This window comes from Curtobacterium sp. Arg-1 (assembly GCF_025643395.1).
GTDB classification, from domain to species: domain Bacteria; phylum Actinomycetota; class Actinomycetes; order Actinomycetales; family Microbacteriaceae; genus Curtobacterium; species Curtobacterium poinsettiae.
The window spans coordinates 2,499,002-2,518,856 of sequence record NZ_CP095731.1 but is presented as its reverse complement, the minus strand read 5'-3'; the positions used below and the strand labels follow the sequence as shown (position 1 = coordinate 2,518,856).

At 69.6% G+C, this 19,855-nt stretch carries 20 protein-coding genes; 12 read left to right on the top strand and 8 right to left on the bottom strand.

Annotated elements, in window-relative coordinates:
• Nucleotides 1-27 precede the first annotated feature (27 nt).
• Both MXD64_RS11870 and MXD64_RS11865 read right to left on the bottom strand, forming a co-directional pair.
• Nucleotides 28-300: an HPr family phosphocarrier protein gene (locus MXD64_RS11870; RefSeq protein ID WP_017888725.1), complete on the bottom strand. Its 273-nt coding sequence runs from the start codon at nucleotides 298-300 to the stop codon at nucleotides 28-30.
• 69 nt (nucleotides 301-369) lie between these two features.
• Nucleotides 370-1,140 (bottom strand): DeoR/GlpR family DNA-binding transcription regulator, encoded by a 771-nt coding sequence (locus tag MXD64_RS11865; protein WP_017888726.1) that lies wholly within the window; start codon nucleotides 1,138-1,140, stop codon nucleotides 370-372.
• Between the two features lie 251 nt (nucleotides 1,141-1,391).
• Between MXD64_RS11865 and ptsP the strand changes: the two genes are divergently transcribed.
• The 9 genes from ptsP (at nucleotide 1,392) to MXD64_RS11820 (ending at nucleotide 9,877) form a co-directional block, all read left to right on the top strand.
• Complete coding sequence (gene ptsP, locus MXD64_RS11860; protein ID WP_017888727.1) at nucleotides 1,392-3,050, top strand: phosphoenolpyruvate--protein phosphotransferase; 1,659 nt, start codon at nucleotides 1,392-1,394, stop codon at nucleotides 3,048-3,050.
• 67 nt (nucleotides 3,051-3,117) lie between these two features.
• Nucleotides 3,118-4,665 (top strand): PTS mannitol transporter subunit IICB, encoded by a 1,548-nt coding sequence (locus MXD64_RS11855; protein WP_071251839.1) that lies wholly within the window; start codon nucleotides 3,118-3,120, stop codon nucleotides 4,663-4,665.
• An 88-nt stretch (nucleotides 4,666-4,753) separates the two neighbouring features.
• The gene (locus MXD64_RS11850) at nucleotides 4,754-5,191 is read left to right on the top strand and encodes a PTS sugar transporter subunit IIA (protein ID WP_263136494.1); all 438 of its coding nucleotides are present in this window, start codon (nucleotides 4,754-4,756) and stop codon (nucleotides 5,189-5,191) included.
• Nucleotides 5,188-6,345, top strand: coding sequence for a mannitol-1-phosphate 5-dehydrogenase (locus tag MXD64_RS11845; RefSeq protein ID WP_263136493.1), 1,158 nt, complete (start codon nucleotides 5,188-5,190; stop codon nucleotides 6,343-6,345). The genes MXD64_RS11850 and MXD64_RS11845 overlap by 4 nt, the downstream gene beginning before the upstream one ends.
• A gap of 106 nt (nucleotides 6,346-6,451) precedes the next feature.
• The gene (locus MXD64_RS11840) at nucleotides 6,452-7,369 is read left to right on the top strand and encodes a quinone oxidoreductase family protein (protein WP_263136492.1); all 918 of its coding nucleotides are present in this window, start codon (nucleotides 6,452-6,454) and stop codon (nucleotides 7,367-7,369) included.
• A 103-nt stretch (nucleotides 7,370-7,472) separates the two neighbouring features.
• Nucleotides 7,473-8,018 carry a DUF805 domain-containing protein gene (locus tag MXD64_RS11835; protein WP_017888732.1) on the top strand — a complete coding sequence of 182 codons (546 nt, stop codon included), beginning with the start codon at nucleotides 7,473-7,475 and terminating at the stop codon, nucleotides 8,016-8,018.
• 82 nt (nucleotides 8,019-8,100) lie between these two features.
• A complete protein-coding gene (locus tag MXD64_RS11830; RefSeq protein ID WP_263136491.1) occupies nucleotides 8,101-8,667 on the top strand; it encodes a DUF805 domain-containing protein in 567 nt (188 codons plus the stop codon).
• Nucleotides 8,664-9,188 (top strand): DUF805 domain-containing protein, encoded by a 525-nt coding sequence (locus MXD64_RS11825; protein ID WP_263136490.1) that lies wholly within the window; start codon nucleotides 8,664-8,666, stop codon nucleotides 9,186-9,188. The genes MXD64_RS11830 and MXD64_RS11825 overlap by 4 nt, the downstream gene beginning before the upstream one ends.
• Nucleotides 9,185-9,877 (top strand): DUF805 domain-containing protein, encoded by a 693-nt coding sequence (locus tag MXD64_RS11820; protein ID WP_056070800.1) that lies wholly within the window; start codon nucleotides 9,185-9,187, stop codon nucleotides 9,875-9,877. The genes MXD64_RS11825 and MXD64_RS11820 overlap by 4 nt, the downstream gene beginning before the upstream one ends.
• A gap of 64 nt (nucleotides 9,878-9,941) precedes the next feature.
• On the opposite strand, the gene MXD64_RS11815 is transcribed toward MXD64_RS11820, so the two are convergent.
• The 6 genes from MXD64_RS11815 to MXD64_RS11790 all read right to left on the bottom strand — a co-directional run bounded on the left by MXD64_RS11815 (nucleotide 9,942) and on the right by MXD64_RS11790 (nucleotide 15,474).
• Complete coding sequence (locus MXD64_RS11815; RefSeq protein WP_031260557.1) at nucleotides 9,942-10,583, bottom strand: TNT domain-containing protein; 642 nt, start codon at nucleotides 10,581-10,583, stop codon at nucleotides 9,942-9,944.
• Nucleotides 10,584-10,633: 50 nt separating this feature from the next.
• Nucleotides 10,634-11,407 carry a succinate dehydrogenase iron-sulfur subunit gene (locus MXD64_RS11810; RefSeq protein WP_263136489.1) on the bottom strand — a complete coding sequence of 258 codons (774 nt, stop codon included), beginning with the start codon at nucleotides 11,405-11,407 and terminating at the stop codon, nucleotides 10,634-10,636.
• Nucleotides 11,404-13,203 carry a succinate dehydrogenase flavoprotein subunit gene (gene sdhA, locus MXD64_RS11805; protein ID WP_263136488.1) on the bottom strand — a complete coding sequence of 600 codons (1,800 nt, stop codon included), beginning with the start codon at nucleotides 13,201-13,203 and terminating at the stop codon, nucleotides 11,404-11,406. Before sdhA ends, MXD64_RS11810 begins: the two co-directional genes overlap by 4 nt.
• Before the next feature lie 49 nt (nucleotides 13,204-13,252).
• A complete protein-coding gene (sdhD, locus tag MXD64_RS11800; RefSeq protein WP_056070803.1) occupies nucleotides 13,253-13,699 on the bottom strand; it encodes a succinate dehydrogenase, hydrophobic membrane anchor protein in 447 nt (148 codons plus the stop codon).
• An 11-nt stretch (nucleotides 13,700-13,710) separates the two neighbouring features.
• On the bottom strand, nucleotides 13,711-14,160 hold the full coding sequence (gene sdhC / locus MXD64_RS11795) for a succinate dehydrogenase, cytochrome b556 subunit (protein ID WP_263136487.1): 450 nt from the start codon (nucleotides 14,158-14,160) through the stop codon (nucleotides 13,711-13,713).
• 78 nt (nucleotides 14,161-14,238) lie between these two features.
• Nucleotides 14,239-15,474 (bottom strand): glycosyltransferase family 4 protein, encoded by a 1,236-nt coding sequence (locus MXD64_RS11790; RefSeq protein WP_263136486.1) that lies wholly within the window; start codon nucleotides 15,472-15,474, stop codon nucleotides 14,239-14,241.
• A gap of 187 nt (nucleotides 15,475-15,661) precedes the next feature.
• On the opposite strand from MXD64_RS11790, the gene MXD64_RS11785 reads away from it, so the two are divergent.
• From MXD64_RS11785 to MXD64_RS11775, 3 genes are all read left to right on the top strand, one after another.
• Entirely contained in the window at nucleotides 15,662-16,777 is a 1,116-nt protein-coding gene (locus MXD64_RS11785; RefSeq protein ID WP_017888741.1) for a mannose-1-phosphate guanylyltransferase, read from the top strand.
• Nucleotides 16,778-16,975: 198 nt separating this feature from the next.
• The gene (locus tag MXD64_RS11780; protein ID WP_017888742.1) at nucleotides 16,976-18,040 is read left to right on the top strand and encodes a BMP family lipoprotein; all 1,065 of its coding nucleotides are present in this window, start codon (nucleotides 16,976-16,978) and stop codon (nucleotides 18,038-18,040) included.
• Nucleotides 18,041-18,235: 195 nt separating this feature from the next.
• Complete coding sequence (locus MXD64_RS11775) at nucleotides 18,236-19,756, top strand: ABC transporter ATP-binding protein (RefSeq protein ID WP_017888743.1); 1,521 nt, start codon at nucleotides 18,236-18,238, stop codon at nucleotides 19,754-19,756.
• The last annotated feature ends 99 nt before the right edge of the window (nucleotides 19,757-19,855 follow it).

The window sequence follows — 19,855 nt, the reverse complement described above, 5'->3', positions numbered from 1 at the left end:
GTCGCGTGCAGGACGCGACCTGCGCGATCAGGCCGCGTCGTGGTCCGTCCCGAGGAACTCGACCAGGCTGTCCGCGGTGGTCTCGGCGTCGTCGCCCGAGACGGTGAGGGTGACCTCGTCGCCGTGCTCGATGCCGAGTCCGAGCAGGGCGAGGATGCTGCCGGCGTTCCCGGACTTGTCGCCCTTGGCGATCGTGACCTGGTGCCCCGACGCCGTCACGGTCTGGACGAAGAGGGAGGCGGGGCGAGCGTGCAGGCCGGATGCGCTGGCGACGGTCACGGTGCGGGTGGCTTCGGACATCGATGTACTCCTGTCGACGGGTGGTTGGCTCATGCTAGCGAGCGCTGGGTGGGCGGGAACGGGGCACGGTCAGGCTCGGCCGGGCCAGAAGACCTCGGTGCCGGCGGCCTCGACCTCGCGGACCAGGTCGAGGTTGACGGCGGGGTCGGTGATGATCGTGTCGATCGCGGCGAGCGGGGCGACGCGTCCGAACTCCTCGCGGCCGAACTTGGTGTGGTCGGCGAGCAGGATGCTCCGCCGTGCGGACTTGATCATCGCGCTCTTCACGGCGGCCTCGGCCACGTTGTGGGTCGTCAGGCCGCGCTCCGGCGTGATGCCGTTGATGCTGATGAAGGCGACGTCGACGCTGACCATGCCGATGAGCTGGTGCGTCCACGTGCCGACGCCGGCCAGCGAGTCGCTGCGGATGTTGCCGCCGAGCAGGTGCAGGTCGAGGCCCGGGCGGTTCGCGACGGCGGTGGCGACCGGCAGCGAGTGCGTGACGACCGTCAGGCCGCGGTCGGTCGGGAGCATCTCGGCCAGGCAGATGGTCGAGGTGCCGGCGTCGATCATGATCGAGCCGTTCTCGGGCAGTTCCGCCAGGGCGGCCTCGGCGATGACCATCTTCTCGGTCTGGTTGATGCCGCCGCGGTCACCGACGCCGGGGTGCAGGGTGATGCGCTCGACCGGGATCGCGCCGCCGTGCGCGCGCCGGACGAGGCCGCGGCGCTCGAGGCTCGTCAGGTCGCGGCGGATGGTCTCGGGCGTGACGGCGAGCAGCTCGGCCAGGTCCTTGACGTCCACCCGGCCCTGCGCGCGCGCCTGCTCGACGATGCGCTGGTGGCGTTCTGGTGCGTACATCGGACCTCGTCGTCTCGGGTCGGAACGGAACGGACATGTTCGGGCGCGACATCCGTGATGTCGGTGCCTTCGGTCGATCCGCCAGACGCAAACGGGCATCTGTTTCTGTATTTTTATCCCCGGATGTGTTTGTTTGTCAACGCTGATCGGGGTAGTGTGCTGATCAGCCGCACGGGCGTGGTCTGTTCCCGTGTCGCGTGCACCGAACGATCCACCCCACCGCAAGCGCGCGTGAGATGAAGGAGTCTCGAATGTCCGAACTGCTCGGCACCGGCGTCGGCCGTGGCGTCGCCCACGGCCCCGTACTCCGGATGGCTGACCCGCTCGGCGAACCGTCGAAGGACGCCCTGGTGGGTTCTGCGGACGACGCGAAGCAGGCCGTGCACGACGCACTCGCCGCCGTGGCGGACGACCTCAACAAGCGCGGACAGCTCGCCGGTGGCGACGCCCAGGCCGTGCTCGAGGCCCAGGCGCTGATGGCGCAGGACCCGACGCTGCTCGACGACGTGCACGCCCGCATCGACGGCGGCACGAACGCCGAGCGTGCCGTGTACGAGGCCTTCGCACAGTTCCGCGACCTGCTCGTCGGCATGGGTGGCTACATGGGGGAGCGCGCGGCCGACCTCGACGACGTCGCCCAGCGCATCATCGCCAAGCTCCGCGGCGTGCACGCCCCCGGTGTCCCCGAGTCGGACACCCCTTTCGTCCTCGTCGCCCGCGACCTCGCACCGGCCGACACCGCCCTGCTCGACCTCGACAAGGTCCTGGCGCTCGTCACCCGTGACGGCGGCCCGACCTCGCACACCGCGATCCTCGCCCGTGCCAAGGGCATCACCGCCATCGTCGGTGTGACCGGTGCGGACGACCTGGTCGACGGCCAGTCCGTCGTGGTCGACGCCATCGCCGGCACGGTCGTGACCGACCCCGACGCCGCACTGGTCGCGGACGTCGAGCGCCGCATCGCCGACCGCCTCGCCGCCGCAGCGGCACCGCTCACCGCCGGTGCCCTCGCCGACGGCCACGTCGTGCCCCTGCTCGCGAACCTCGGCAGCCCCGCCGACGCCGCCGGCGCCGTTGCTCTCGGTGCGGAGGGCGTGGGGCTCTTCCGCACCGAGTTCCTCTTCCTCGACTCGCCCAAGGCCCCCACGGTCGACGAGCAGACCGAGTCGTACCGCCAGCTCCTCGCGGCGTTCCCCGGCAAGAAGGTGGTCGTGCGTGCGCTCGACGCCGGCGCCGACAAGCCGCTGCCGTTCCTCACCGACAAGGACGAGGAGAACCCCGCCCTCGGGCGCCGCGGTCTCCGTGCCCTGCGGAACCACCCCGAGGTCCTGCGCGACCAGCTCACCGCGCTCGCCCAGGCCGACGCCGCGACCGAGGCCGACCTGTGGGTGATGGCCCCGATGGTCGCCGACGCTGAGGAGACCGAGTACTTCGTCACCCTGGCGCGTGAGCTGGGCATCCGCACCGCGGGCGTCATGGCCGAGGTGCCGTCGCTCGCGCTGATGGCCGACCAGGTGTTCCAGAACGCCGACTTCGTGTCGATCGGCACGAACGACCTGACCCAGTACACGATGGCCGCCGACCGCATGCTCGGCACCGTCGCGTCCTACCAGGACCCGTGGCACCCCGCCGTCCTGCGCCTCGTCGCGCAGCTCGGCACCGCGGGCGCGACCGCCGGCAAGCCCGTCGGGATCTGCGGCGAGGCAGCAGCCGACCCGCTGCTCGCCGTCGTCCTGGTCGGTCTCGGCGCCACCACCCTCTCCATGACCCCCGCGGCCCTGGCCGACGTGCGCGCCGAACTCGGTCGCTACACGCTCGAACAGGCCCGCGAGATGGCGACGGCGGCACTCGCCGCGAGCACGGCGGCGGCCGCGAAGTCCGCTGCCGCGTCCGCGGTGCACGCCGCCTGACCCACCACTCCCAGCACCACCCTCCCAGCACCACGCAGCAGCTCCACCACACAGAAAGTCACCGCACATGACAACGTCGTCCGTTGCAGCGCCCGACGCACCCGCGAAGTCGCGGGGCGGCGCACGCGTCGCCGTTCAGAAGTTCGGCACGTTCCTCTCCGGCATGGTCATGCCCAACATCGCGATCTTCATCGCGTGGGGCATCATCACGGCCTTCTTCATCCCGGACGGCTGGACGCCGGTCGCAGCCCTCGGCGGGTCCCGCGACGGCAGTGTCGTGGGTGTCGTCGGCCCGATCCTGACGTACCTCATCCCGCTCGCGATCGCGTTCCAGGGTGGCCGCATGGTCTACGAGACCCGCGGTGCAGTCGTCGGCTCGATCTTCGCGATGGGCGTCATCCTCGGCTCCGACTCGACGATGATCCTCGGTGCGATGATCTGCGGGCCGCTCGGTGCGTACATCATCAAGCAGCTGGACCGTCTCTGGGACGGCAAGATCAAGCCGGGCTTCGAGATGCTGGTCAACAACTACGCCGCCGGCATCCTCGGGTTCGGGTTGTTCCTGGCCGGGTTCTTCTGGCTGTCGAAGGTCTTCACCGGGATCGCGACCGCACTGGGTGCAGCCGTCGAGTTCCTGATCAACCACTCCCTGCTCCCGCTCGCGAGCGTCTTCATCGAGCCGGCGAAGGTGTTCTTCCTCAACAACGCGATCAACCACGGCGTGCTCGACCAGCTCGGCGTGGACCAGGTCAAGGAGTCGGGCAAGTCGATCCTGTTCCTGCTCGAGGCGAACCCCGGCCCCGGCCTCGGCCTGCTGCTGGCGTTCACCATCTTCGGTGTCGGCATCGCTCGTTCGACCGCCCCCGGCGCGATCATCATCCAGTTCTTCGGCGGCATCCACGAGATCTACTTCCCGTACGTGCTGCAGAAGCCGGTCATGTTCATCGCGGTGATCCTCGGTGGCGGCACGGGCGTGCTGACGAACGTCATCTTCAACTCCGGCCTGACGGCACCTGCGTCCCCCGGGTCGATCTTCGCGGTGTTCCTGAACACGCCGCGGGACAGTTTCCTCGGCGTCATCCTGTCGGTCGTCCTGTCCGCGGCAGTCACGTTCGCGGTCGCGTCGTTCTTCCTCCTCGCCACCCGCAAGCGTGACCGCGAGATGGGCAACGACGGCGACATGAGCGCCGCGATGGCGAAGCTCCAGGCCAACAAGGGCCGCGACGTCAACTCCGCGACCGCCGGCCTGCTCGGCAACAACTCCCCGGCCAACGAGGAAGAGGCCGAGGCCTCCCTCGGCGGCGTCGGCTCGGCGAGCACGGCGACGGCGACGAAGGTCCAGAACCTGGTCTTCGCCTGCGACGCCGGCATGGGCTCCAGCGCCATGGGCGCCAGCGTCCTGCGCAACAAGATCAAGAAGGCGGGCATCGAAGGGGTCACGGTCTCCAACAAGGCGATCGCGAACCTGTCCGGTGACGAGGACCTGATCATCACGCAGGAAGAGCTGACGGACCGGGCGAAGCAGAAGAACCCGAACGCGCAGCACGTGTCGGTCGGCAACTTCATGAACGCGCCGCAGTACGACCAGGTCGTCGAGCAGCTGAAGAACCAGTAACGCCACAACCAGTAACGAAGTGCAGTATCGGAGGGGACGGGGCTGACCCGTCCCCTCCATCACGTCCTCAACACAAGGAGAACCCCCGATGCCCGTCCTGCAGGAGAGCCAGATCCGCATCCACACCGAGGACACCGCGCCGACCAAGTCGGAGGCGATGAAGGAGGCGGCCGAGATCCTCGAAGCTGCGGGCGCGGTCACGGCCGACTACTACCCGGCGATGCTCGAGCGCGAGAAGAGCGTGTCCACCTACATGGGCAACTTCCTCGCGATCCCGCACGGCACCAACGACGCGAAGGACGCCATCAAGTCGTCCGCCCTGTCGTTCATCCGCTACGCCAGCCCGATCGACTGGGACGGCAACCCCGTGCGCTTCGTCGTCGGCATCGCCGGCGTGAACAACGAGCACCTCGACATCCTGTCGAAGATCGCGATCGTGTTCTCCGACGAGGACGAGGTCCAGAAGCTCACCGACGCCGCCGGCACCGCCGCGATCCTGGCGATCCTCGGCGAGGTCAACGAGTGAGCACCAGCACCGCCGTCCACTTCGGCGCCGGCAACATCGGCCGTGGCTTCGTCGGGCTCCTGCTCCACCAGGCCGGGTACGAGGTCGTCTTCGCCGACGTCGCCGCCCCGCTCATCGACGCCCTGGCCGCAGCCGACTCGTACACCGTGCACGAGGTCGGGTCCGGCGCCCAGGACCACGAGGTCACGGAGTTCCGCGCACTGAACAGCGCGCAGGACGAGGACGGCGTGGTCGCCGAGATCGCCACGGCCGCGATCGTCACGTGCGCCGTCGGCCCGAACGTCCTGAAGTTCATCGCCCCGGTCATCGCACGCGCGCTGGTCGCCCGTGACGCGGACGCCGCACCGATCGCCGTGATGGCATGCGAGAACGCCCTGAACGCCACGGACCGCCTGCGCGAGTTCATCGTCGCTGCCCTGCCCGAGGACGGCCGCGACGCCGCCCTGGCGAAGGCCGTGTTCGCGAACACCGCCGTCGACCGCATCGTGCCCGCGCAGCCCGAGGGCGGCGGACTCGACGTGACCGTGGAGACCTACTTCGAGTGGGCCATCGACCGCACACCGTTCGGTGGGAACGAGCCGGAGATCCCCGGCGCGCACTACGTCGACGGCCTCGCCGCCTCGATCGAGCGCAAGCTCTTCACGGTCAACACCGGACACGCCACCGTCGCGTACCACGGCTTCGTCGCCGGGGCCGACAAGATCTCGGACGCCATCGCGATCCCCGCCGTGCGCTCCGAGCTCGAGTCCGTACTCGCTGAGACGAGCGATCTGCTGGTCCGCCGGCACGAGCTCGACCCCGAGGTGCACCGCGCCTACGTGCAGGCGATCATCGGCCGGTTCGAGAACCCGCACCTGCCCGACACGGTGACCCGCGTCGGCCGACAGCCGCTCCGCAAGCTGTCGCGTGACGAGCGGTTCGTCTCGCCCGCCGCAGCGCTGGCCGAAGACGGCACCGAACCGACCGCGCTGCTCGACGCGATGGCCGCTGCGCTCCGCTTCGACGTCGCGGACGACGAACAGAGCCTCGAACTGCAGGCTCTCCTCGCATCGGACACGTCGGACGCCGACGTGGCCACGCAGATCACCGGTCTCGGTGCGGAGCACCCGCTGCACGCCGCGTTCGCCGACCGGATCCGGTCCGCACGCGCCTGACGACGTCAGCACCGACGAACGGGAGGCCCGTCACCAGCTGGTGACGGGCCTCCCGTTCGTCCCGGGGCCGCGACGCGTAGCGTCGCCCGCATGACGAAGCTACTGGGTGGCCCCACGGTTCGGCGGCAGCGAAGTCCTGGAGTACGTCGACACCGATGTGCCGGCGCCCGGCCCCGGCGAGGTCACGATCGCCGTCCGCGCCGCCGGCATGAACCCTGCTGACACGAAGCACACCCGCCAGGGCGACCCCGCGGACCTGCCGATCGCCGTCGGGTACGAGGTCGCCGGTGTCCTGTCCGCCGTCGGCCCCGACACCGAGATCGCGTCCGGCGGGGGAGTGGTCGGCGACGAGGTCCTCGCCTTCCGCATCAGCGGCGGGTGGGCCGAGTCGGTCACGGTGCCCGCGGCCGACGTCTTCGCGAAGCCCGCCGCGCTCGGTTTCGCGGAGGCCGCCAACCTGCTCCTCGCCGGCTCGACCGCCGCCGACATGCTCCGCGTCACCCGCGCCGAGGGGCGCGACACCGTCCTGGTGCACGGCGCCTCGGGCGCGGTCGGCGTCAGCCTGCTCCAGCAGCTGCGGCTGCTGGGCACGCGCGTCATCGGCACCGCGTCGGAGCGTGGTGCGGACGTCGTGCGACGCTTCGGTGGCGAATGGGTCGCGTACGGCGACGGCCTGGAGGCGCGTGTCCGTGATCTCGCACCCTCCGGCATCGACGTGGCACTGGACTGCGTCGGCACCGACGAGGCCGTCGACGTCTCGCTCGCGTTGGTCGCGGACCGGTCACGGATCGTGACGATCGCCGCGCAGGCGCGGGCCGCATCGGACGGCATCGCCGCCGTGGGTGGGGCACAGCCGGCCAGCAAGGCGTTCCGGGACTCGGTGCGGCAGCGGCTCATCGACCTCGCCGGTGCCGGAGGGCTCGAGGTCCCGGTCGCGCGGACGTTCCCGTTGTCCGAGGCGAAGGCGGCGGCGGAGTTGCTGGAGTCCGGGCACCCCGGGGGCAAGCTCGCCCTCCTGCCCTGACGCGAGACCGAGCCGGGTGTCGTCCCCGCGGATGACGCTCGCCGGCTCGGGGGAGTGCCACACTCTGTGTGGACCGACAGCACACGCCGGAAGGAACGCACGCATGAGTGACCAGTACCCACCCAGGGACCCGTACGGGCAGCAGCCGGGGCAGTCCGGCCAGCAGCCGTGGGGGCAGCCGGGGCAGCAGCCTCCAGGGCAGTACGGGCAGCCCGGTCCGGGTCAGCCGAGTGGTGGGAGATCCGAGCCGCCGCTCTGGGCGCCCTGGTACGGCATCCCCTTCCCCCAGGCGTTCCTGCGGTTCTGGAAGAAGTACGTGCGCTTCGACGGTCGGGCCAGCCAGTCGGAGTACTGGTTCTGGGCGCTCTGGTACCTGATCGGGTCGGCGGCCGCCGGCATCATCGGCAGCGGGTTCGACGTGTTGCCGTTCGTCAACGACGGCTCGGACGGACTCGGCAGCCTCTGGAGCCTCGCCTGCGCCCTCGGGTTCATCGCGTTGACCGTGCGCCGGCTGCACGACGTGAACCTCAGCGGCATGTTCGCGCTGTTCTTCATCATCCCGCCCATCGGCATCCTGTTCTCGTTGATCATCGGCCTGATGTCGACGAACCCGCAGGGGCAGCAGTACGACCGACCGCAGCAGGGGTAGCGCGGCGGATCGGCCCTGCCGCCCGCTCGGGAGTTCTGGTTGACTCGGACGTGTACATCAGCCAACACTCGAGGGGGACCACGTGAGCGACCAGTACCCGCAGGATCCGAACAACCAGCCGAACGCCCAGTTCGGTGGCATGCCGCAGTACGGCCAGCAGCCGCCGACCGGGCACGACGGGGAACCGCCGCTGTGGGCACCGTGGTACGGGATCTCGTTCGGCAAGGCCGTCGGCCGCTTCTTCAAGAAGTACGCGACCTTCAGCGGTCGCGCCAGCCGGAGCGAGTTCTGGTGGTGGTACCTGGCCAACGGGATCATCGGCATCGTCCTGGGCATCCTGTACGGCATCGGCATCGCCACCTCCGAGCGCTCGACCGTGTCGATGTCGACTGCGACGTCCACCAGCGTCCAGTCGACCGTCACCGAGCCGTCCGCCCTCTTCGTCATCGTCGGCATCGTCGCCCTGCTCTGGGGCCTGGCGATCATCGTCCCGACGCTCGCCCTCGGCTGGCGCCGACTGCACGACGCGAACCTCCCCGGTGCGCTGTGGATCATCGCGCTCTTCGTCGGCATCGTCGGCATCGTCTTCGGTCTGCTGCCCTCGAACCCGCAGGGCGCGCGGTACGACCGTCCGCAGGGTGTCCGATGACCGACAGCACGCAGCAGTGGACGCCCGCGGAGCAGACCGGTCAGCCGACCGGCGCCGCGGGCGTCCCGCCGCGATGGGCTCCGTGGTACGGCATCTCGTTCCCGAAGGCCATCGCCCGCTTCTTCGCGAAGTACGCCACGTTCAGCGGTCGTGCGAGTCGGAGTGAGTTCTGGTGGTGGTTCCTGGCGAACACGATCGTCACCGGGGCCCTGGTGACCATCGGCGCCGTCATCCGCCTCACCACGCTCAACGCCCGGACGGTCGACTACTACGGCACTGCGTACCAGGTGGTGGACCCGGTCCCGCCGATCTTCTGGGTGGTGCTCGTCCTGCTGGTGCTCTGGGGCCTCGCGACCCTGGTGCCGTCGCTCGCCCTGGGCTGGCGACGCCTGCACGACGCGAACCTGTCCGGTGCACTGTGGATCATCGCGCTGTTCATCGGCGTCGCCGGTGTCGTCTTCGGACTGCTGCCGTCGAACCCGCAGGGCGCTCGGTACGACCGTCCGGACACGAGCCGATGAGCAACGACGGGACGCCGCAGTGGGGCCAGCCGGGCGGCGACCAGCCGCAGGGGCAGCCCGGGTACGGGCAGCAGCCTGGGTACGGGCAGCAGCCGGGCTACGGGCAGCAGCCCGGGTACGGGCAGCAGCCTGGGTACGGGCAGCAGCCTGGGTACGGGCAGCAGCCGTACGCCCAGCCCTACGTCGACCCGTACCCGCAGTTCGCGCAGCCGATCCCGCTCGGGCCTGACGGCACCCCGCCGCTCTGGGCGCCGTGGTACGGCATCGGGTTCCTCGATGCGTTCACGCGGTTCTTCAAGAAGTACGCCCGGTTCGACGGGCGCGCCAGTCGGAGTGAGTTCTGGTACTTCGTCCTCGCCAACGCCATCGTGACCATCGTGTTGTTCGGCGGGTTCTACGCCGTCCTGTTCGCGACGGTCGGGGCGAGTAGCGGCGTCGACGAGTACGGCAACCCCACGGGGAGCAGCGCTCCGTCGCCGTTCGCCTTCGTGCTGCTCGGCCTCTCCTTCCTGTGGTGGCTCGCCACGATCGTGCCGGGCATCGCGCTGGGCTGGCGTCGCGTGCACGACGCGAACCTGGCAGGCCCGTTCTGGCTGATCGCGCTGTTCGTCAGCGCGGCTGCGATCGTGTTCGGCTGCCTGCCGTCGAACCCGGCCGGCGCGCAGTACGACCGCCCTGACCTGCGGTAGCTCCACGAACGAGAACAGCCCACCCCACGCATCGAGCGCAGGGTGGGCTGTTCTCGTTGGACGGTCAGACCACCCGGAGACGGACGAGCGCGCCGTCGACGACCAGGTCGCGCACGGTGGCGGACGGGTCGGCGATCTGGAAGCGCAGGGCACCGCCCGGCTGCTCGAACCACGGCTGGACGAAGCGGACGTTCACCAGGAACGGCCGGTCGACGACGTAGCGGTGCGTCTCGGGCGACGAGGTCACGTGCGGCGGCAGCGAGCGGCTGGGCAGCGGGGTGTCGAGCGGGTGGAGCAGGTAGCCGTCCGGGCCACCGATGCGGTCGACGGGGACGCCGGCCGGGATCTGGATGGTCAGGCCCTGTTCGCCCGCCTGGGAGACCTGCTGCGCGAGCTGCGGGTAGGTCGACGCCGCACGGTCACGGAGCCCGTCGAGCTCGTGGCGGGGGATGTCGCGCGGCTGCGGGAACGGACGGTTCAGGAACCGGCGCAGCATCTCCACCGCGTCGTCCTCGCCCGTGGCCTGCGCGAGCCGACGAGCCGTGCCGTAGTCGACGACCTCGAGCGCGTAGTCGGAGGCGTCGGTCTGGACGATGCGGAGCGCCCCCTCGACCGGCGGCTCGTGCAGGGTCTCACCGGGGAGCTGCACGTACCGGGTCGTGTAGCCGAGCTGGTCGAGGATGGGGCGGGTGTCCGCGAACGTCATGGTCGGGAGCCTATCGGTCGGCGTGGTGCGGAGCTTGGACGGAGCCGGGACTACGCCCGACCCCGCATGATCGCCTGCTTGACCTCGGAGATCGCCTTCGTCACCTGGATTCCGCGAGGGCACGCGTCGGTGCAGTTGAAGGTGGTCCGGCAGCGCCAGACGCCTTCCTTGTCGTTGAGGATGTCGAGACGGACGTTCGCGGCGTCGTCGCGGGAGTCGAAGATGAAGCGGTGGGCGTTCACGATCGCGGCGGGGCCGAAGTACTGCCCGTCGGTCCAGAACACCGGGCAGGACGACGTGCACGCCGCGCAGAGGATGCACTTCGTGGTGTCGTCGAAGCGGGCGCGGTCGGCGACGGACTGCACACGCTCCTTGCCGGGCGTCGGGGCCGACGAGGACTGCAGGAACGGCTGCACCTCGCGGTAGCTCTGGAAGAAGGGCTCCATGTCGACGACGAGGTCCTTCTCGAGCGGCAGGCCCTTGATCGCCTCGACGTAGATCGGCTTCGAGACGTCGAGGTCCTTGATCAGGGTCTTGCACGCCAGACGGTTCCGACCGTTGATGCGCATCGCGTCGGAGCCGCAGACACCGTGCGCGCAGGAACGGCGGAAGGTCAGCGACCCGTCCTGCTCCCACTTGATCTTGTGCAGGGCATCGAGGATGCGGTCGGTCGGCAGCATCATCACGTCGAAGTCCTGCCAGCGCGGCTCGTCGTCGACGTCGGGATCGTAGCGACGGACGATGACCGTGACGGAGAAGGATCCGGGAGGGGCGTCCTGCACGGTGTCGGTGCGGGGTGCTTCGGAGACCAGGGTGTCGGTCATCTCAGTAGCTTCCTCTCCATCGGCTGGTACCGCGTGATGACGACAGGCTTCCAGTCGAGCGTGATGTGGTCGTCGGCGAGCGACGAGTGCGGGTCGCCCGTCAGGTACGCCATGGTGTGCTGCATGTAGTTCTCGTCGTCGCGCTTCGGGTAGTCGTCGCGCATGTGTCCGCCGCGGCTCTCCTTGCGGTTGCGTGCGGAGTAGACGACGACCTCGGCCAGGTCGAGCAGGAACCCGAGCTCGACGGCCTCGAGCAGGTCGGTGTTGAACCGCTTGCCCTTGTCCTGCACGGAGACCTGCATGAAACGGTTGCGCAGTGTGTGCAGGGTCTCGGTGACACGGGCGAGCGACTCGTCCGTGCGGAACACCTGCGCGTTCTTGTCCATCTCCTCTTGCAGTTCCTTGCGGAGGGCAGAGACGCGCTCGGTGCCGGTGGAGGCGCGGAGCTGGTCGAGCATGCCGCGGACGCCGGCAGCCGGGTCTTCCGGCAGCGGGAGGAACTCGGCGGTCTGGACCCACTCGGCGGCGTTGTTGCCCGAGCGCTTGCCGAAGACGTTGATGTCGAGCAGCGAGTTCGTGCCGAGACGGTTCGAGCCGTGCACGGAGACGCAGGCGCACTCGCCGGCGGCGTACAGCCCGGGGACGACGGTGGTGTTGTCGTACAGGACCTCGGCCTTGACGTTCGTCGGGATCCCGCCCATCGCGTAGTGCGCGGTCGGCATGACGGGGACCGGCTCGACGACGGGGTCGACACCGAGGTACGTCCGGGCGAACTCGGTGATGTCCGGCAGCTTCGTCTCGAGGACCTCGGCACCCAGGTGCGTGCAGTCGAGCAGCACGTAGTCCTTGTTCGGACCGGCGCCGCGACCTTCTGCCACTTCCTGCACCATGCAGCGCGCGACGATGTCACGCGGAGCGAGGTCCTTGATGGTGGGGGCGTACCGCTCCATGAAGCGCTCACCCGAGGCGTTCCGGAGGATCGCGCCCTCACCGCGGGCACCCTCGGTCAGCAGGATCCCGAGCCCTGCGAGGCCGGTCGGGTGGAACTGGAAGAACTCCATGTCCTCGAGCGGCAGGCCCTTGCGCCAGACGATGCCGACGCCGTCGCCGGTCAGGGTGTGCGCGTTCGAGGTGGTCTTGTACATCTTGCCGAAGCCGCCGGTCGCGAAGATCATCGCCTTGGCGTGGAAGACGTGGAGCTCACCGGTCGCGAGCTCGAACGCGACGACGCCGGCCGGCTGCTGGCGGGTGACGCCGTCCTCGCCGACGACGTCGACCATGATGAGGTCGAGTGCGTAGAACTCGTTGTAGAACTCGACGCCGAGCTTCACGCAGTTCTGGAACAGCGTCTGCAGGATCATGTGCCCGGTGCGGTCGGCGGCGTAGCAGGCCCGGCGGACCGGGGACTTGCCGTGGTCGCGGGTGTGCCCACCGAAACGCCGCTGGTCGATCTTGCCCTCGGGCGTGCGGTTGAACGGCAGGCCCATGTTCTCGAGGTCGATGACGGCGTCGATCGCCTCTTTCGCGAGGATCTCGGCGGCGTCCTGGTCGACCAGGTAGTCGCCGCCCTTGATCGTGTCGAAGGTGTGCCACTCCCACGAGTCCTCTTCGACGTTCGCGAGGGCTGCGGCCATCCCGCCCTGCGCCGCACCGGTGTGCGACCGGGTGGGGTAGAGCTTCGAGATGACGGCCGTCTTCGCCTTCGGGCCGGCTTCGATCGCGGCTCGCATGCCCGCGCCTCCGGCGCCGATGATGACGATGTCGAACTGGTGGTGGTGGACGGTGGTCTCGGTCACAGGGGTCTTTCCGTAGACGGTGGGAACGCGGGCAGCAACGGTGGTGGTGCTACTGCGCCGGGCAGAAGGACGGCAGGTCGGCGGCAGCTGCGCCGGCGGGGCACGGGTCGAAGGTCCAGCAGACGAGGAGCCCGAGCACGATCAGCACGACGCAGGCGGCCAGGATCGCGATGAGGAGCGTCTTGCGGATGCCCGGCTTCGACACGTAGTCGTTGACGATGGTGCGCATGCCGTTCGAGCCGTGGATGAGGGCGAGGACCAGCATGAGCGAGTCCCAGACCTTCCAGAACGGGTTGGCCCACTTGCCGGCTACGAAGGCGAAGTCGATCTGCTTGACGCCCTCGCCCGCCACCATGTTGACGAAGAGGTGGCCGAAGATCAGCACGACGAGCAGGACGCCCGAGGCGCGCATGTAGATCCAGCCCCACTTCTCCCAGTTGGTGGTGCTCCGGGCGGCCGCTGCCGAGCGGGGAGGTTCGACGATCTGCGTGGTCATGTCCGTGCCCCTCAGTTGAAGTCCGCGACGAGGTTCATGAGCTGGCGGGGCAGGAAGCCCGCGATCGCCACCGCCCACAGGACCATGACGATCCAGAACATGGCCCGCTGGTACTTCGGGCCCCTGGGCCAGAAGTCGATCAGGATGATCCGCAGGCCGTTGAACGCGTGGAACACGATGGCCATCACCAGCGCGATCTCGCCGAGGTTCATGATCGGGGTCTTGTACGTGCCGATGACGGCGTTGTAGGCCTCGGGGGAGAGCCGCACGAGTGCCGTGTCGAGGATGTGCACGAGCAGGAAGAAGTAGATCGCGACGCCGGTGATGCGGTGGAGGACCCACGACCACATCCCGATGGATCCGCGGTAGAGCGTGCCCTGTGGCGTCCGAGAAGCCCTGGGCGCTTCGATCGAGACGTCGGGCACCGCCGTCGCCGTACCCCCGCCGGTGTGCTCAGCCATGAGCTCGTCCTTCCATAGGACGGGCTCGCCCGATCGGCGAGCCCTTGCCGTTCGTGTTCGTGTGGAACACGACCCATCCTATGCGCGAGCGCTGACCTTCTCGTCCCGACCTGCCCGGAGGCCCCGTCCGACGGGCGGCGCGCCGATGGTCCGGGCCGTGTCGTGGTGGTCGAGGAGCTGGTCGCCGACGGCCTCCCACGTGGTCCCCTCGACGCGGAGCCGACCGGCCGAACCCATCCGCTCGGCCAGGGCGCGGTCGTGGTGCAGCCGCAGGACGGCGTACCGCAGTGCCTGGGGTGCGTCGGCGTCGTAGAGCTCCCCGTCGAGCCCCGGGGCGACCAGGTCGAGCGGGCCGCCGGACGCCGGTGCGATCACCGGTAGGCCGGAGGCGTGGGCCTCCTGCAGGGTCTGCCCGAAGGTCTCGGCCGGACCGGTGTGCACGAACAGGTCGAGTGCTGCGTACGCGTCGGCGAGGGCGTCGCCGCGCAAGGGGCCGGTGAAGGTGACCTCGAGGTGCCGGAGCCGCCGCTCGAGCATCGCCCGCGACGGACCGCCGCCGGCGACGACGACCCGGATGCCCGGGACACCACCGAGTTCGGCGAGTCGCTCGACCTCCTTCTCCGGGGCGAGGCGACCGACGTACCCGACGATCGTCTCGCCGTTCGGGGCGAGCCGGCGGCGGAGCGCGCGCACGTGCCCCGACGTCCGGCGTGCGGGGTGGAACAGTTCGGTGTCGACGCCGCGACCCCAGCGGGCGACGCGCGGTACGCCGTCCTCGGCGAGCATCGCGGCCGTCGCGCTCGACGGGGCGAGCGTCAGCGAGGCGCCCGCGTGGATGCGTCCGAGGATCTTCCGCACCAACGGGACGGTCGCGGTCAGGCCGTTGCGGCGGGCGAACCCGGCAACGTCGGTCTGGAAGACGGCGACGGAGGGGATGCCGAGCCTCCCGGCCGCCGTGATCGCGCGCCCACCCAGCAGGAACGGACTCGCGGCGTGGAGCACGTCGGCGCCGGAGGCGGCGAGGATCGTGTCGAGCACCGGGTGGGGGAGCGCCACCGGGAACTGCCGGTAGGCGACCGCAGGGACACGGTGGACGTCGAAGGAGCGGTAGCGCTCGACCGCGCTGCGCGAGCGGAACTGCGCGAGTCCGGGGGTGTCCGGGGCGATCACGACCGCGCGGTGACCACGTCGTTCCAGGTGGTCGAGGACCGCCAGGACACTCGTGGTCACGCCGTTGAGGGTGGGCAGGAAGCTCTCGGTCACGACGGCGACGGTCCGGGGGGACGTGCCGCGCTCCACGCTGCGTGCGCTCATGGTGCTGCCCATGCTCCGGGCGTGACGTGACCCGACGGGGCCGACGACGTGAACGGGACGCGCGCGCCGGGTGAACAACGCGACGCCCTCCGGTGCGGACGCCGGACGGAGCCCTGCGGGAGGCCGCATGCGGGAATCGTGCGGAGACCACCCAGGATCCGCCCGGTGGGACCGGTACGGTGAGCGCGTGGCTGACGCTCTCGAAGACTTCTACGCGATCATCCCCGCAGGGGGCATCGGATCGCGCCTGTGGCCGTTGTCGCGCGCGGACGCACCCAAGTTCCTGCACGACCTGACGGGTTCCGGCACCTCGCTGCTGCGGCAGACCTGGGACCGCCTGGCGCCGCTCGCCGGCGACCAGCGGATCATGGTCGTCACCGGCCGTGCGCACCGCGTCGCGGTCGAGTCGCAGCTGCCCGGCGTCGAGGACCACAACGTGGTGCTCGAGAGCGAGCCGAAGGACTCGACGGCGGCCATCGGCCTGGCCGCGGCGATCCTGGTGCGCCGCGAGCCCGACGTCGTCATCGGGTCCTTCGCGGCCGACCACGTCATCGGCGACGCACGCGGTTTCCGCCGCTCGGTCCGCGAAGCCGTCGCCGTCGCACGCGCCGGCTACGTCACGACCATCGGCATCACGCCGACGGAGCCCGCGATCGGCTTCGGCTACATCCACGCGCACGGCGACACCCTGGACATCGAGGGCGCACCGACCGCGCACGCCGTCCGGTCGTTCGTCGAGAAGCCCGACCTGGACACCGCCCGCTCGTACGTCGAGCAGGGCACGTACCTGTGGAACGCTGGCATGTTCATCGCCCGCGCCGACGTGCTGCTCGAGGAGATCGGCCGGAACAACCCGACCCTGCTGGCCGGCATCAACGAGCTGGCGGACGCCTGGGACACCTCGGCGCGCGGCGCGGTCGTCGACGCGGTCTGGCCCACGCTCGAGAAGATCGCGATCGACTACACAGTCGCCGAGCCCGCTGCTGCTGCTGGTCGCATGGCCGTCGTGCCCGGCGACTTCGACTGGGACGACGTGGGCGACTTCGCCTCGCTCGCCAAGCTGCAGTCCGGTGGGCGACCGAACAACCTCGCGGTGCTCGGGGACGGTGCGCGCATCCTGGCGGACTCGTCGAGCGGCATCGTGATCTCGCACAGCCAGCGACTCATCTCGCTCATCGGCGTCGAGGACATCGTCGTCGTGGACACCCCGGACGCCCTGCTCGTCACCACGAGCGCGAACGCCCAGCGGGTGAAGGGTGTCGTGGATGCCCTGAAGATCAGCGGCCGGGGCGACGTCCTGTAGCGCTCCACCGACAAACCCCTCGAACTGGGGGTGAGCGGGCGACCCCGCGTTACGGGCGCGTTTCGGCGGGGTCGCGATCCCGTAACCGATCCACGGGACCCCCGCAACGGGTCCTGTACCGACCCGACGGTCGTGTACTGTCGCCACGATCGCCCGGAACGCACGTGGTCCGGGCACGCTCCCCGGAGGAACCAACCCGTGACATCTCGTACCCGACAGGTCGTCCTCAGCGGCCTCGCGCTCGCCGGCACCGTCGCCGTCCTGGCCGGCTGTGCCTCGGCGCCGTCCACCACCGAAACGGCGAAGAAGACCGACTTCCGCCCCTGCATGGTCTCCGACGCCGGTGGGTTCGACGACAAGTCGTTCAACCAGCTCGGCTACGAGGGCATGAAGGACGCCGCCAAGGACCTCGGCGCCACCTACAAGGAAGCCGAGTCCAAGGACGCCACCGTCTACGACTCGAACATCGAGCAGCTCATCGGCCAGAACTGCAACCTCGTCGTGACCGTCGGCTTCAACCTGGCCGACGCGACGAAGAAGCAGGCCGCTGCGAACCCCGACACCGACTTCGCGATCATCGACGACAACTCGATCGACGCCAAGAACGTCAAGCCGATCACGTTCGACACCTCGCAGGCCGCGTTCCTCGCCGGCTACGCGGCGGCGTCGTACTCGAAGACCGGCGTCGTCGGCACCTTCGGCGGCATGCAGATCCCGACCGTCACCATCTTCATGGACGGCTTCGCGGACGGCGTGAAGTACTACAACGAGCAGAAGGACAAGGACGTCAAGGTCGTCGGCTGGAACGTCGACACCGGCAAGGGTTCCTTCACCGGTGGCTTCGAGGCCGGCACGCAGGCCAAGTCGGTCGCGCAGACGCTCCTCGACCAGGACGCCGACGTGATCCTGCCCGTCGGTGGCCCGATCTACCAGTCCGCTGCCGAGGCCATCAAGGACGCCGACAACGGTTCCGTCCTGATCGGCGCGGACAGCGACCTCTACGAGGCCGACCCCCGCTACAAGGACATCGCCTTCACCTCGGTCGAGAAGGGCATGCGCCCGGCCGTGAAGGACGTCGTCGAGCAGGCGGCTGACGACAAGTTCTCGAAGGAGCCGTACGTCGGCACCCTGAAGAACGACGGCGTCGGCATCGCTCCGTTCCACGACTTCGAGTCCAAGGTCGACAAGGGCCTGCAGGGCGAGCTCGACGACGTGAAGGCCGGCATCATCGACGGCTCGATCAAGGTCAAGACCCAGTCCTGACCCGGTGAACGCGGGCGGGGGAGCATCCCTCGCCCGCGTTCTCGTGCGCCCAGGTGGCGCACCCCAGACCGTGCATCCCCAGGGTGCACCCCCAGACCGTGCACCCAAGGGTGCGCGCCAGACCGTGCTTCCGCAGGGTGCACGCGACAGCGTGCGCCCGCGTGGCGCGCGCGAGACAGAAATAGACTCCCGAACATGAAGCTCGAACTCCGCGGCATCACCAAGCGGTTCGGCGCCCTGGTCGCCAACGACCACATCTCGCTCACCGTCGAGCCGGGTGAGGTCCACTGCCTCCTGGGTGAGAACGGCGCCGGCAAGTCCACCCTGATGAACGTCCTGTACGGCCTGTACGACGCCGACGAGGGCGAGATCCTGCTCGACGACGTGGTGCAGGACTTCGACGGCCCCGGTGACGCCATGCGCGCCGGCATCGGCATGGTGCACCAGCACTTCATGCTCGTGCCCGTGTTCACGGTCGCCGAGAACGTGATGCTCGGGCAGGAGCAGACGACCTTCGGTGGCCGTCTCGACCTGGCCGGTGCCCGCAAGCGCGTGCAGGAGATCTCGGACCGTTTCGGGTTCGACGTGGACCCGGACGCCAAGGTCGAGGACCTGCCCGTCGGTGTGCAGCAGCGCGTCGAGATCATCAAGGCGCTGTCCCGCGATGCCTCCGTGCTGGTGTTCGACGAGCCGACGGCCGTCCTCACCCCGCAGGAGACCGACGAGCTGATGGGCATCATGCGCCAGCTCCGCGAAGCCGGCACCGCCATCGTCTTCATCACCCACAAGCTCCGTGAGGTGCGCGAGGTCGCCGACCGCATCACGGTCATCCGCCTCGGCAAGGTCGTCGGCGAAGCTTCGCCGACCGCCACGAACAACGAGCTGGCCGCGCTGATGGTCGGCCGCGCCGTCTCGCTCGTGGTCGACAAGGAACCCTCGACCGGTGGCGACGACGCCCTGGTCGTCGAGCACCTCACCGTCACCGACCCGTCCGGCATCGTGCTCGTCGACGACGTCTCCTTCACGGTGCGTCGCGGCGAGGTCCTGGCGATCGCCGGGGTGCAGGGCAACGGGCAGACCGAGCTCACCGAGGCGATCATGGGCCTCGAGCCCGCGCACGGTGGCCGCATCACCCTGGACGGCAAGGAACTCACCGGCCGGAGCGTCAAGCAGGTGCTCGACGCGGGCGTCGGCTTCGTCCCCGAGGACCGCAAGGAGGACGGCCTGGTCGGCGAGTTCACCATCGCCGAGAACCTGATGCTCGACCGCGCCGACCACGCCGAGTTCGTCCGCGCCGGCACCATCCGGTCGGCGGAGCGTGACGCGTTCGCCGACGAGAAGATCGCCGAGTTCGACATCCGGACGCCTGGTCGCACCACCGCTGCCGGTCGGCTGTCCGGCGGCAACCAGCAGAAGATCGTCCTGGCGCGCGAGCTGAGCCGCGAACTGCGGCTGTTCGTCGCCGCGCAGCCCACCCGCGGCATCGACGTCGGCTCGATCGAGTTCGTCCACAAGCGCATCGTCGCCACCCGCGACACCGGTGTGCCGGTCATCGTCGTCTCCACCGAGCTCGACGAGGTCGTCGCACTGGCCGACCGCATCGCCGTGATGTACCGCGGTGGCATCGTCGGCATCGTCCCCGCGACCACCCCCCGCGACGTCCTCGGCCTCATGATGGCCGGGGAGATCCCTGAAGGAACGGAGCTGGCCGCATGACCGGTTCGGCCGGCGAGATCCACGCCACACCCACGACCGGAACGGAGCTGGCCGCATGACCGGTTCGGCCGGCGAGATCCACGCCACACCCACGACCGG